This window comes from Salimicrobium flavidum (assembly GCF_900156645.1).
Lineage (GTDB): Bacteria > Bacillota > Bacilli > Bacillales > Halobacillaceae > Salimicrobium > Salimicrobium flavidum.
In genome coordinates this window covers 172,825-185,901 of sequence record NZ_FTOC01000005.1, presented here as the reverse complement: position 1 = coordinate 185,901, position 13,077 = coordinate 172,825, and the positions used below count along the sequence as shown (strand labels likewise).

The 13,077-nt window shown below is 47.2% G+C and carries 10 protein-coding genes and 1 pseudogene; 1 reads left to right on the top strand and 10 read right to left on the bottom strand.

Going from position 1 to position 13,077, the window contains the following annotated elements:
• Positions 1 to 55: 55 nt before the first annotated feature.
• The 10 genes and pseudogenes from BW944_RS09065 to BW944_RS09020 all read right to left on the bottom strand — a co-directional run bounded on the left by BW944_RS09065 (position 56) and on the right by BW944_RS09020 (position 10,664).
• Positions 56 to 1,618, bottom strand: coding sequence for a mechanosensitive ion channel (locus BW944_RS09065; RefSeq protein WP_076558907.1), 1,563 nt, complete (start codon positions 1,616 to 1,618; stop codon positions 56 to 58).
• Between the two features lie 85 nt (positions 1,619 to 1,703).
• The gene (locus BW944_RS09060) at positions 1,704 to 3,017 is read right to left on the bottom strand and encodes a polysaccharide deacetylase family protein (protein ID WP_076558905.1); all 1,314 of its coding nucleotides are present in this window, start codon (positions 3,015 to 3,017) and stop codon (positions 1,704 to 1,706) included.
• Between the two features lie 176 nt (positions 3,018 to 3,193).
• On the bottom strand, positions 3,194 to 4,201 hold the full coding sequence (locus tag BW944_RS09055) for a FecCD family ABC transporter permease (protein WP_076558903.1): 1,008 nt from the start codon (positions 4,199 to 4,201) through the stop codon (positions 3,194 to 3,196).
• On the bottom strand, positions 4,198 to 5,181 hold the full coding sequence (locus tag BW944_RS09050) for a FecCD family ABC transporter permease (RefSeq protein WP_076558901.1): 984 nt from the start codon (positions 5,179 to 5,181) through the stop codon (positions 4,198 to 4,200). The genes BW944_RS09055 and BW944_RS09050 overlap by 4 nt, the downstream gene beginning before the upstream one ends.
• A gap of 131 nt (positions 5,182 to 5,312) precedes the next feature.
• Entirely contained in the window at positions 5,313 to 6,254 is a 942-nt protein-coding gene (locus tag BW944_RS09045; RefSeq protein ID WP_076558899.1) for an iron-hydroxamate ABC transporter substrate-binding protein, read from the bottom strand.
• Positions 6,205 to 7,050, bottom strand: a complete 846-nt coding sequence (locus BW944_RS09040; RefSeq protein WP_200806505.1) for an ABC transporter ATP-binding protein — start codon at positions 7,048 to 7,050, stop codon at positions 6,205 to 6,207. Before BW944_RS09040 ends, BW944_RS09045 begins: the two co-directional genes overlap by 50 nt.
• 158 nt (positions 7,051 to 7,208) lie before the next feature.
• Positions 7,209 to 8,222 (bottom strand): ABC transporter permease, encoded by a 1,014-nt coding sequence (locus BW944_RS09035; protein ID WP_076558897.1) that lies wholly within the window; start codon positions 8,220 to 8,222, stop codon positions 7,209 to 7,211.
• A complete protein-coding gene (locus BW944_RS09030; RefSeq protein ID WP_076558895.1) occupies positions 8,219 to 8,932 on the bottom strand; it encodes an ABC transporter ATP-binding protein in 714 nt (237 codons plus the stop codon). Before BW944_RS09030 ends, BW944_RS09035 begins: the two co-directional genes overlap by 4 nt.
• Positions 8,933 to 9,211: 279 nt before the next feature.
• Positions 9,212 to 9,814 (bottom strand): annotated as a pseudogene (locus BW944_RS15485) (transposase); the annotation flags it as partial.
• 118 nt (positions 9,815 to 9,932) lie between these two features.
• Positions 9,933 to 10,664, bottom strand: coding sequence for an NAD(P)-binding domain-containing protein (locus BW944_RS09020; RefSeq protein ID WP_076558891.1), 732 nt, complete (start codon positions 10,662 to 10,664; stop codon positions 9,933 to 9,935).
• 312 nt (positions 10,665 to 10,976) lie between these two features.
• Between BW944_RS09020 and BW944_RS09015 the strand changes: the two genes are divergently transcribed.
• Entirely contained in the window at positions 10,977 to 13,013 is a 2,037-nt protein-coding gene (locus BW944_RS09015) for a catalase (protein WP_076558889.1), read from the top strand.
• Positions 13,014 to 13,077: the final 64 nt, after the last annotated feature.

The window sequence follows — 13,077 nt, the reverse complement described above, 5'->3', positions numbered from 1 at the left end:
TTCATTCAGAGCAAAAAAACCTGACGGCCGGGAATAGGCCATCAGGTTACTTCGCTTAGAAATCGTTCCTGTTATCAGGAAAATCGTCCCTGTCCGGGTCGGCAGCGTCTGATTTTTTCTCTACTTCCATCTCATTCATTTTTCGATCCATTTTCTCCAAGTATTTCGCTGCTTTTTCACGACCTCCCAAACCGAACGACAGTCCAAACGCAAGAGCGAGACCGCCGAGGATCAGGATGAACGCAGAGTTGATGATGGAGTCTGCAACGCCGAGTTGGTCCAGAGCCATGAATAACGCAAACCCGAGAATCGCGTATTTGGCAATTGCCGCCAGAACGTTGGAATCCCCACCCGGCGTGCGTATCGCACTTTTCACGAAACGGGATGCTGCTTCACCGAGCCACATTCCGATACCGAGTATGACGACAGCCGCAAACACGGCAGGCAGATAACCTGCGACGCCAGTGGCCAGATCGACGAGGAATTCAAGTTGAATGACCTGAAGAGCCTCTACTGTAAACAGGAATATGATGAATATCTGTACCACATATCCTGCAATTTCCGAGAGACTCGGTACATCTGTCCGTCTCTCTGCCTGTCCTAGCCCCATCTTGTGCATCAGGGAATTGAATCCTACACGTTCAAGCATACCGGTGACAATACGTTTCGCCCAGCCGCCGAGTACGACCCCGACAAGGATAAGCAGAACGGCAACGGCGATTTGAGGCAACATCGACAGAATGTCGTTAAGCATGCTGATAGCAGGATCGGAAATCCCTTCGATACTCAGCGTCTCCAATGCAGAGATAACTACCGGTATGAGAATGAGTACGAAAACGATCGTACCGATAATTTCGGAGAAACTGGTACCCTTCAGCGTCTTGGACAAATTCATTCTTTCTGCAGCACGATCTGTTCCGATGCTTTGCAGAAACTTCGTCAGAATGTCCCGAACAATTTTAGCTACGAACCACCCAATCAGTAGAATCAGTGCTGCGGCGATAAGATTCGGGATGAAGTTGAGAATATTTTCGAGCATCGAAGTGAACGTCTGACTGAGGCTCTCAATATTCAAAGCACCGAGCACAGCCGGAAGTGCAAACAATAACACCAGGTAAAAAACGATTTGAGCTAAAGTGTCGACTGCTTTGCGTGCAGATGCTTCGTCTTCTGCAGCTTTCGCTTTTACCAGCATGCCGGAAGACTTACCACCTACACTTTCAATCAATTTCTTCAATACAATCGCTATGACATAAGCTACGAGCAGAATGAGCGCTGCTTTCAAAATAGCGGGGAAGGCAGCCGTGATTGTACTCAACATCTCCGATAGCGGCTCTGCGAGCATATCGATATTGAGCATATTGAAAAACCAGATAAACGCGATGATAACAATTAAATAATACACAATCTTACTTATGATTTTTTCACTATCGAACTTCTTCTTCCCATCTTCCTGACCGAACAGTTTGTCATCCAGCTTCGTTTTTTCCAGCCCTTTGCGCACCCCACGGGCGACGATAGCGGCTATGATAAAACCCAGAATTAGAACAAGAAACGCCAGAAGTATCTGAGGTATCTGTTCTATGACGCCTGCAAATTGATCCGTCCAATTGTTCATAATCCTCCTCCTTTTACAATATTTTTCTTTCTCTTACCACTACCCGTATAGGAGGAAAACAAACCGTATTTATCTGAAAATTAGATCAATTATTTCCGGGGTGCGTGTACATTCTCGATATTTCTACTGATTTCAGCTCCTTTTCTTCGAGAACTTCCAGGACCTCTTTCAATACTTCCGGAGAAATCCCCTGAACATCGTGCATCAAAATGACCGACCCCTTCTCCACGTTCCCTTCGATATGTTTTCTGATCGCTGGGGTGTCTGTTGATTTCCAATCCTCTGTATCAAGCGTCCACAGTATGGAAGGCAAGGCTGCAGCATTTTTCACTTTCTGATTTTCCGCCCCATAAGGAGGTCGATATACCCTTGGAGTATAGCCGCTCGCAGCTTCAATCGCTTCCTGAGTCCGTGACAATTCCTCTTCTATTTCCTCTGGAGTCAACGTCCTCAAATCGCGGTGTGTCCACGTATGATTGCCGATTTCATGACCCTGCTCCAAAATTTTTTCTGTGAGCTGGGGGTAAAAATCAACTCTGCTTCCGAGCAGGAAAAAAGTAGCAGTCTGGTCGTATTCATCAAGTAGGTCCAGGATTTCAGGCGTGTGTTTCGGATGAGGTCCATCATCGAAAGTAAGTGCCACATGGTTTTCGTCACTCTCTTTTTTCACCGCCACAGGATGGTCTTCCGTACTCCTGTCATTTTCCTCTTCCCTTTTCTCCGTTCCCTCTACTGAGACTGCAGAACGCCATTTCTCCTTCAACAACCCGCTCACCTCCCTATAACTCACCGTTACTTCTTTCCCGCCGTCTTCAAGGAAAACGAGCTCTTCGTTGGTCATGTACACCTTTTTAAAAAACTCTTCTTCTTTCATCACGCCACTGATATCCATACGTCGCAACTCTTCCCATCCTTTTTCTTTGAATAAGTCCGCCGGTTGAACCATTTCTCCTGATTTCAGGTCCATCATAAACGCCCGTTTTTTCACCGGGTCCCTTTTCCCTGTGAAACTGTCGACATTGAGTACAATCGAATGAACGTTTTCTGCAATAGGGTGAATATCGAAGGACACCGAAAAAGTCGCCGGACGTTCGAGCAGTAACCGCAGGTCCTGGTTTTTCCGTTTTTCATGGAAGGTTTCCTGTGCATCATTTATGTACGTACGTATTCTGTCATTTATGCTCTCCTCCCGGAACACAGGAGCCTGAATGGAGACACGGTACCTTTCGTCCGTTTCTGTCGATGTACGGATCGACATCCCCGGGTAAGCCGAGGAACCGGAAATCTCCTCTTCTCTCACCACCTCCTCCTCAGGCTGAAGCCATACCCAGGCGAGTAGAGATAAGAGCAGAAGGAGGACCACTAGAAGAGATGCGAGTACAAGTTTCAGTCTGATCATCAGGCTCCTCCCCCCTTTTTTTGTAAATTGGTGTAGACTAGTTGCTACCTGAACCGTGTTCCTTTTTTTATACCCTTTTTTCAGAAATGGAAAAACAGATTTGTCTACCGAAACCGTTATGGAATGTCCCTCTACAAAAGAAGCCCCGCACTACTGTTTGTGCGAGGCTTGAAATATTATTTCTTCGTCAGCAGATAAATGAAATACGGAGCACCTATCAAAGCCGTCATCACTCCTGCCGGCAGTCCGTCCGGTTCTAAAACATTTCTCCCGATCGTATCCGCTACTAACAGGAGCCAACCACCGAGTAACAGTGTAAGCGGCATGTATAACTGCGTTCTCGGACCGATAATCGTCTTCGCCAGGTGGGGCGCCATCAGACCGATGAACGATATCCCCCCGGTGACGGAAACCGCAGAAGCTGCCAGTGCCACAGCGATCATCAGCATCGTGAAGCGCTCCCTGCCGATGGGTAGACCGAGTTCGATACTGATAGGTTCTGATAAATTGAGAATATTCATCCGGTTCGCCTTGAAGAAAGTGAGCGGCACCAGAACGAGGAGCCACGGTAGAAGTGCCAGGATGAACGGCCAGTCGGCACCCCAAATATCCCCGGCGAGCCACTGGGAAATGAAGTTCACTTTTTCTCTCTCCGCTGACGAAATAAGGATGATCATCAGCCCGGATAAAGCCATGGAAAACCCGACCCCGACTAGGATAAGACGAATCGGCTGAAATCCGGCACGTCGGTCGAATGAGAAAAAGTAGATACCGAGAGCAGTTGCCAATGCTCCTGCGAACGCCACTAATGGCAATAGATAGATGAAGGTCCCCGGCTCAAGTGGAGCGAACAGGAAAAATAGAGCGACTGCGGCTCCGGCCCCTGCATTGATGCCGATGATACCCGGGTCGGCTAAATCATTTCTCGACAAGGATTGCAAGATGGCACCGGATAAAGCGAGCCCCATCCCGGCAAGAATCGTAATGATGACTCTCGGCAGGCGCACCTGGAAGAAGACGAAATTCTCTTTGAACGAACCCTCCCCCATGATTACAGAAGGAAGTCGGTCAAAAGCGACGGAAGAATAGCCGAGCGCCATCGCCAGGACCGATGTCCCTATGATCAGGAAGGTGAACACGACCATATAAATTTTGAATTTACGAAGTACGGAAGGATGGATCATGTGAAACTCTGCCCCTTTCTCTGCACGATGAATAGGAAGAAGGGCAATCCGATAAAGGAGACGATCGCGGCCACCGGTGTTTCATACGGGGCGTTGATGGTTCGGGCCAGCGTGTCGGCGATCAGCATAAAACTCGCCCCGATCACAGCCGAAGCCGGTAAAACGTTTCGGTAGTCATGTCCCACAAGGGGACGTACGATATGAGGGATCATCAACCCTAAAAACGCCATATTACCTACGAGCGCCACTGCCGCACCTGCAAGAAGCACGATGATGACAAAGAGTGCCCATTTCACTTTCGTCACCCTTTGCCCAAGTCCGATCGCAAGTTCCTCATTCAAACTCATAATCGTCAAATGTTTGGCGAAGAACATGGCGATGAAAATACCGGTCAATACGAGAGGAGCCAACAGCTGCACCTGTCCCCAACTCGTCCCCGACAGCCCTCCGGCTGTCCACATGGAAACATCTTTTGAAATCTTGAATATGAGGCTGACCCCTTCAGCGATACCGAATAAGAAGGCCGAAATCGCAGCACCTGCAAGTACGATACGAAAAGGAGAAAAACCTCCACGGTTCATCGACCCCACTCCGAAAACAAGTGCCATACCGATACCTGCTCCTATAAAGGAACCGATCGTGATCACAAGATAATTCGCATCAGGTAAAAAGGCATATGTAAATGCCAGAGCCATATTAGCTCCTGCCGTAAGCCCGAGCAGCCCTGGATCAGCTAACGGGTTCCGGGTAAGTCCCTGCATAATCGCTCCTGCAACGGAGAGTGCAGCTCCGACAAGCATGGCCGCCACTTCCCGAGGAAGACGTATTTCTCTTAATATCAGCGCTGTTCCTTCCGGTGAATCGCCGGTAATCGCTACCCAGGAATCTTTGATCCCGGAGTCGGCCGCCCCGAACGTCATCGCGATGAAAAAGGAAAAAACAAGCACGACGATACTGGTGCTCCACATTACGATACGCATAAATGTCCCAACTTTTCTATATAAATTCGTTTGATTTCAAAAGAGCGTCAAACAGCAATGAACAGATGACCTGAAGCGGCCATCTGTCCTGCTTTATTACCTGTTATGGCATTCCTGGAAGAATAAATCGATTATTCTTCTCCCAGAAATTTCTCTTTGAAGAAGTCAAGCTGATGCTGAAGAGAGATTGCGTCATTGAAGTAGAATTTTTTCGCATCTGCTTCAAATACGTTCCCGTTTTCCACAGCCGGAATCGACTGATAAGTTTCCGTCTGTTCAAACGAAGTCTCCGTATCCGAATTCTTACTGAAAATGATATAGTCTCCGGCGTACTCAGGGAGCACTTCAGGAGAGATCGCATAGAATCCCGGTTCCATAGCCATTTCTTTCACTTTTTCGGGCATCTTCAGACCCATTTCCTGATAAAGGATTTCTGTACCGCGAGCCCAGTTGTCACCGAATACGTACAATTCTTTCTCAAAGTTTTCGATGACAGTTACTGTAGCATCTTCACCGATTTCCTCTTTGATCTGTTCTCCGGTCTCCTGCGCATCGGCCTTGAATTCATCCACCCATGTCTGGGCTTCTTCTTCTTTGCCTAGCAGCTTACCGATTTCTACGTGCTGTTCCAAATACCCGAGCTCGCCATACGTGTATGTAACAGTCGGTGCAATTTCGTTCAGCTGATCCACATTTTCGGTACTGGCAAGCCCGACGATCAGGTCAGGATCGAGCTCGATGATTTTTTCGAGATTATCGGCGGATACCTCTTCGACCCCTTCGAGCTGACTTTCGAAATTAGGGTTCATTTTCGACCAGGAGTCGACCCCTACAATATTACCGTCGAGTTCGAGGACGTTTCCTGCATAAGAGGATAAAACGACGATCCGTTCCGGTTCATCCGGGACTTCGACTTCTTCTCCGTTCTCGGTTTCGTACGTACGCATGTCCGAAGAATCGGAGGACTCTTCATTTCCGTTTCCTTCTCCGGTTGATCCGTTATCTTCACTTGTTCCACAGGCGCTAAGCGCGGCGAGCGCTACCAAGAGGAACAGTATCATTAATTTTTTCATCTATTTTCGCTCCCTTTGACAAATTGTAAGTAAAGCAGATCGGTTTACCCGTGCGGGGCTCCGGCATGACATCGGCTTCGATATTGAACACTTCCCGCAACGTTTCGGACTGTATGACAAAGTGAGCATTTCCGGCTTTGACAACTTTTCCGTCTTTCAAGGCGATGATATTATCCGCAAAACGTGCAGCCTGATTGATATCGTGGAGGACCATGACTATCGTCCTTCCCTCTTCACGGTTCAATCGCTCCAGAAGTTCGAGTACTTCCAGCTGGTGAGCCATGTCCAGGTACGTCGTCGGCTCATCGAGGAGTATCGTTTCCGTTTCCTGAGCAAGCGCCATGGCGATCCACACCCGTTGCCGTTGACCGCCGGAGAGGGCGTCGATCGAATCGTATTTATAAGTGAATACACCCGTCATCTCAAGGGCCCAGTCAATCATATCATGGTCCTTTTTCGAAAGCTTCCCGAAGCCTTTCTGGTGGGGGAATCTTCCATAAGATACGAGCTCGCCTACTGTCAGTCCCGGTGCACCGTCAGGAGCCTGCGGCAGAATTGCCATACGTTTGGCAAGGTCGCGGGTCGGATACTTGCTTATATTTTTACCGTCCAGGGTGACTGCTCCTCCCTGTTTCGGAAGAATCCGTGCAATCGTCTTCAAGAGTGTGGATTTCCCGCACCCGTTGGCCCCGATGATGGTAGTGATCTGGCCGCTTGGAATATCGACGTTCATATTTTCAATGATCTTTTTATCATCATATCCTACGTCCAGGTGATCGATGTGCATATGGCCCACAGCCAGGCACTCCTTTCTGTTTACCGTTGAGAATGATTATCATTCATGATGATACCTCTTTATACGGGTAAAGTCAATCAGATTCGGTTCAATTGTCATTATTTCTTCAAAATTGAACAAAAACTCTGGATAAGAAAAAACACCGGAAAATCCCGGAGTCAAAGTTTACGGTGACGTTTCAACGCTTTCACGTTCAGCGCAGTGAATACTAAAAAGAATACAAGAAGCATGAATACCTGCCACTGAAGATCACCGAGATTTTCGTTTCTTAGCATAATACCTCGCAGGGCCTCCGCTCCATATGTGAGTGGCATCAGATTTCCGATGAGCTGAATCCAACCTGCAAGTCCTTCCACCGGAAAAAGCCCAGAGAAGAATACCTGAGGAACTATTACCAGCGGGATGAACTGGATCATCTGAAATTCATTCTTTGCATAAGCAGATAACAACGTGCCCAAACTGAGGGCGGTGAGCGCGAGCAGAAGTGTAATGAATAATACCCTCCACAAATTACCGACCATATACATATCAAGTACATAAACGGAATAAAACACGATAAGAATCGACTGTAAAATCGTGAAAAGACCGAATCCGAGCAGATAACCCCCGACCAGCTCGTACCTGTGGATCGGTGTCGTAAGCACCCTTTCAAGTGTCCCTTGCGTGCGCTCCCGGAGAAATGATACACCACCGACGATAAAAACGAAGAAAAAAATGAAGAATCCGATCAGTACAGGACCAGTGTAATGAAAAATATTCATATCCTCCGTTCCATGCCAGTAGTCCACACGGACAGATTCCCCGATCTCCATCCCCATTGCTTGCTGAACAGCTGTTTTTATAAGTTCATGATTTGTAGGGTCAGATCCTTCCAAAAGGAGGATGGGGCGGGCTTCCTCCCATTTGAGAAGAGCGTCAATCTCGGCATTGTTCAATTGCTCCCGTGCCGTTTCTTCATCAAGGATGGTAACCTCCATTCTTCCTGAAGCCAGCTGTTCATAAACAGCTTCCGGAGCTTCGACCACTGCTATTTCCACAAGACGATCATCCGTATCCAGTACAAGCCAAAGCAGTGTAAGCACTAGCATCGGGGCAACTATCATCAGGGCAACACTGCGTTTGTCCCTCCTGAATTGAAGCAGAATCCGTTTAGCGACTACAGGAATGTTCATATATCTCCACCCCCATAATGAAGAAATACATCTTCAAGACTATCCGTGCGAAGCTCCTTCTTCCACTCACCTGGACTGCCTGCAGCGATTACTTTTCCACCACGTAGCATAGCAAGGCGATCACATTTCTCCGCCTCGTCCAATGCGTGAGTCGTTATGAGAATCGTCTTACCGTTTTCTTTCAACTGATAAAATTCAGACCAGATAGAACGACGCAACACAGGATCGAGTCCAGTCGTCGGTTCGTCAAGGATAAGGATGTCGGGGTTGTGCACAAGAGCAATCGCCAGGGATAGACGACGCTTCATCCCCCCTGAAAACTTGAAAACAGGTCTCTCCTTATATTCCGTAAGTCCTGTTATGTGAAGGACATGCTCCATCCTCTCTTTCTTCTTTTTCCTTAGGTAAAAAGAAGCGAAAAAATCCAGATTTTCCCATGCCGTCAGTTCCTGGTAAAGAGCATCTTCCTGAGCCATATATCCGAACCTTTTCATCAAGGAACGCTTCGGCATTTCCTGATCTCTGAGTCTCACTCTACCTTCATCCGGTACAATCATTCCTGTCATTATTCTGACAAGTGTCGTTTTTCCGGAACCGGACGGACCGAGAAGACCAAACACTTCTCCCTTATCCACAGAAAGGTTGATGTCCTCTAAAACTTTGATATTGCCGAAACTGTGGGATACTCCGTTTAGCTCAATCACCTTGATGCCCCCTTCCCTCTTTTATCTGTATTCCCTATGTATGTATCATTTTATACAAAAACTTCATATTTATTTCACTTTTACATACTCCCTGCCAAAACATACCTTCATCTTCCCGTTGTTGAGCCCTTGTTTCCGGGAAAAAGCCCTAAAAGGCAAATAAAAGAGTCTGGTACAAAACCAGTAAATATTAGTAAAAAAGGGCGTCCCTTCCAATGACTTTCATTGGAAGGGACGCCCGAGAGACGCCACGGCTGCATCCGTTTCGATGACATCGATGAGATGTTCCGAATAAGCCAGTTCTGCTTCAAGGGTGTTTTCCACCGGTTTTTCCGGCATGATATCTTTTTTCGTTTCGTCGGCTTTGTAGATCATCTTCCTTACTTCCTTGGAACGCTTTCGCAGGATTTCTTCCGGCGAGCTCTGATTATAACGGGCTCTGGTATGAGTGGCATCAACGATGATGGCTTTGGATTTGAGAACTCCTTGGTCGATGGCCACCTCCACACTTTTTGCGATGAGAAGATCGAGGAGGCCTTCCCCTTTCAAACGTTGGCGGCGGAAGTGAGTGAGGAGACTGGGATCAATGACTTCTTCTTCCGGAGCCATTTCCAGAAAATACTTAAAGGACATATCCACCTGCGCCCGTTCAACGACATCAACGTCCGAGAGGTCATAAATCGTTTTAAGTAGAAGGTATTTGAACATCCGGATCGGATGGATGGCATGACGACCGTTATTATGACAATAGGTATCTTTCAGTTCATCATAGACGAACGAAAAGTCGACCAGGTCATTGATTTTCCTCAAAAAATGACCCTGAGGGACGACCATATCATAGAGCCCTTCATACTGACTGAGATTCATCGATAACTGCCGGTCTAACATCTCATCCCATCCCTCTTTATGTAATGTACCCTTAGTGTACCAAAAACTCCGCCTCTTACAATACCAGGGTCTTTCCATTTCTGTTTCGTCAAATCTCTCCTTTCTTCTCCCCCCCTATTCACCTGTAATAGTTTTCATAAATAGCACGAGCAGTTACCAAATCAAAGATTGAAGCGCCGACGGATTTGAATAAAATAAGCTTATCTAAAGTATTATCCGGAATATATCCGTCCGTGATGAGTCGTTCTAAGTTCCGGGACCCATCAATTTTCTCCGTCAACTCCTGTGCTCTGATCATATCCCCTGATTCACGAAGTGCACTTTCCGCATCCACATGTATTTCGTCAGCAACTTTCAGAACCTGATCAGATATTTCCTGCATCGCAGGTCGGAACGAGCCTGCTCCGACTATAAGTTTTCCTTTCCACTCTTCTTCAGGAAGTTCCGGCAAAACCGGTTCCGAAGAGGTAGTGGTAGTCACGATGATATCTGATTGTTTCACCAGTTCTTCTACATCAGAAACGTGGAACCTCACCTCAGAAAACGTCTTTTCCGCTTTTTCTTTAAAGGAAAGAGCCTTGCTTTTCGATCGATTGAAAATATGTACGTCTTTGACATTACGTGCCACAAGGGCGGACTGAAGATGACTCCATCCTTGAGTGCCCGTACCTATGATTCCGAGCGTTTCCGCATTTTTATCAGCTAAATATTTCATCCCGAGCCCTCCGAGCGCCCCGAGCGCCCCGGTTCGAAGGGCTGTGACCGCAATGGCGTCACAAAGGAAAACCGGTTCCATCGTTTCCCTCATCGAAAATTTCTTTCTGATTTCTTCTGCTTTTACAACATTCATATAGCCCCTCCTCTCAGTTCAAATAGAACACTAACAGAGTATTCCGAAAAATGAAATCGGTTTTTTGTACCTGTATATACGCTATCGAAAATAGACTAAAAGAAACATAGAAGCCCTCTCTGCATAGGTGGTCCGCTACTTTTCACCCCATCTTCAAAAGAGAAACTCAAGCCCTCCCCTCAATCAGAATTATATGCTGAGCATATCTAAATTAGAATCGCTATCATCTCACAATAAATGTCAAAAACATGTTTCGATGTTTTATGTACTGGGTAAAATCTTTAAGAATCTATTCTTAAAAGGAGGATGTATGTGAGCGATAAAAAAAGCAAGAAACAGGAACAACTGGACCGTTTCACAGCTGATGACCGCGATAAAGATATGACGACGAATCATGGCACGAAGCTATCGGAGGATGAGTTTTCCCTGAAGGCAGGCGAACGTGGCCCTACCCTCATGGAAGATTTCCATTTCAGAGAAAAAATCACTCACTTCGACCATGAGCGTATTCCGGAACGCGCCGTACACGCCAGAGGATTTTCCGCTCATGGTGAATTCGAACTCTACGAATCTCTCGAAGAATACACAACAGCAGATTTTCTTACAGATACAAGCAAAAAGACACCGACATTCACCCGTTTCTCTACAGTAGCCGGCTCCAAAGGATCGGCTGATCTGGCAAGGGACGTGCGTGGATTCGCTACGAAATTCTACACAGATGAAGGGAATTTCGACCTGGTCGGAAACAACATACCTGTCTTTTTCATTCAGGACGCCATCAAATTTCCGGATCTCGTACATGCGGTGAAGCCTGAGCCTCATAACGGTATTCCGCAGGCAGCCAGTGCGCATGATACTTTCTGGGATTTCATTGCGAACAACCAGGAATCTGCGCATATGATCATGTGGGCGATGAGCCCACGTTCCATTCCACGCAGTTTCCGGATGATGGAAGGTTTCGGCGTACACACCTTCCGTCTTGTGAACAAAGAAGGGAAAGCGCATTTCGTCAAGTTCCACTGGAAACCGAAGCTCGGCGTTCACTCCCTCGTATGGGACGAAGCACAAAAAGTGAACGGAAAGAACCCGGACTTCCACCGTGCCGACTTATATGAAGCTATCGAGAACGGAGATCACGTCGAGTACGAACTTGGGCTCCAAATCATCAAGGAAGAAGATGAACATACTTTCGATTTCGATATCCTCGATGCTACGAAACTGTGGCCGGAAGAGGATGTACCGGTAAAAATCGTCGGAAAACTGACGCTGAACCGGAACGTGGACAACGTATTCGCAGAGAATGAACAGGTCGCTTTCCACCCTGGACATGTCGTGCCGGGTATCGACTTTTCAAACGACCCGCTTCTTCAGGGACGTCTGTTCTCGTACACGGATACTCAGCTTACAAGACTCGGCGGACCGAACTTCCATGAAATTCCGATCAACAAATCCGTATGCCCATTCCACAACAACCAGCGTGACGGCATGCACCGGATGACTATCAACCGTGGTCAGTCGAGCTACCACAACAACTCGTTAGCTGATAACCATCCACGTACAGTGCCGCCAGAAGAAGGTGGATTTGAACATTACCAGGAGAAAGTGGACGGCAAGAAAGTACGCAAGCGTAGTGAGAGTTTCAAAGACCACTTCTCCCAGGCAATTCTGTTCTGGAACAGTATGAACGAATATGAAAAAGGTCACATCAAAGATGCGATCAGCTTTGAGCTCGGCAAATGCCAGCAGACAGCTGTCCGGGAGCAAGTTGTAGATATGCTTTCCCACATCAGCAATGACCTTGCTTCTTATGTAGCTGACAACCTCGGTCTTGCAGCTCCACAGGATCAGGCGGAAAATATCACGAAATCTTCTCCTGCTCTAAGTATCGCTAACTCTGTACAATCACCGGAGACCCGCAAAGTCGCCGTTCTTCTTGCGGAAGGTTTCAACGGAAAAGAGGTACAGGGTGTGCTTGACGGTATCGATAAAGCCGGCGCAGACGCTGAGATTTTCAGTACCAAACTCGGAAAAATCAAAGCGGATAACGGAGACACAGTAGAAGCGGACCATACCTTCCTCACTGGTGACTCCGTCCTGTTCGATGCTGTCTATGTTGTAGGAGGACCGAATCTCGATAAATCCTACAAAGACAAAGCTAAGTATTTTGCGAAAGAAGCATATATGCACTTCAAACCCATTGGAGCTACGCACGACGGAAAAACATGGATCGAAGAAGAGGAGATGGCTCATCAACCAGGTGTCATCACTTCCAGCGATCTTGAATCCTTCGGCGAAGATTTCATCAGAGCAGTTGCTGCTCACCGTTTCTTTGATCGCGAGCTCGTATAAATGAAAAATCCCCGGATTCCTAATCGAATCCGGGGATTTTTACGTTAACAGCCTGGTTTTAAAA

Bases quoted from the DNA above. Each gene is read 5' to 3' on its own strand.
- BW944_RS09060 (WP_076558905.1), bottom strand. From the start codon at position 3,017: ATGATCAGACTGAAACTTGTACTCGCATCTCTTCTAGTGGTCCTCCTT.
- BW944_RS09045 (WP_076558899.1), bottom strand. From the start codon at position 6,254: ATGAAAAAATTAATGATACTGTTCCTCTTGGTAGCGCTCGCCGCGCTT.
- BW944_RS09055 (WP_076558903.1), bottom strand. From the start codon at position 4,201: ATGATCCATCCTTCCGTACTTCGTAAATTCAAAATTTATATGGTCGTG.
- BW944_RS09065 (WP_076558907.1), bottom strand. From the start codon at position 1,618: ATGAACAATTGGACGGATCAATTTGCAGGCGTCATAGAACAGATACCT.
- BW944_RS09050 (WP_076558901.1), bottom strand. From the start codon at position 5,181: ATGCGTATCGTAATGTGGAGCACCAGTATCGTCGTGCTTGTTTTTTCC.
- BW944_RS09035 (WP_076558897.1), bottom strand. From the start codon at position 8,222: ATGAACATTCCTGTAGTCGCTAAACGGATTCTGCTTCAATTCAGGAGG.
- BW944_RS09020 (WP_076558891.1), bottom strand. From the start codon at position 10,664: ATGAATGTTGTAAAAGCAGAAGAAATCAGAAAGAAATTTTCGATGAGG.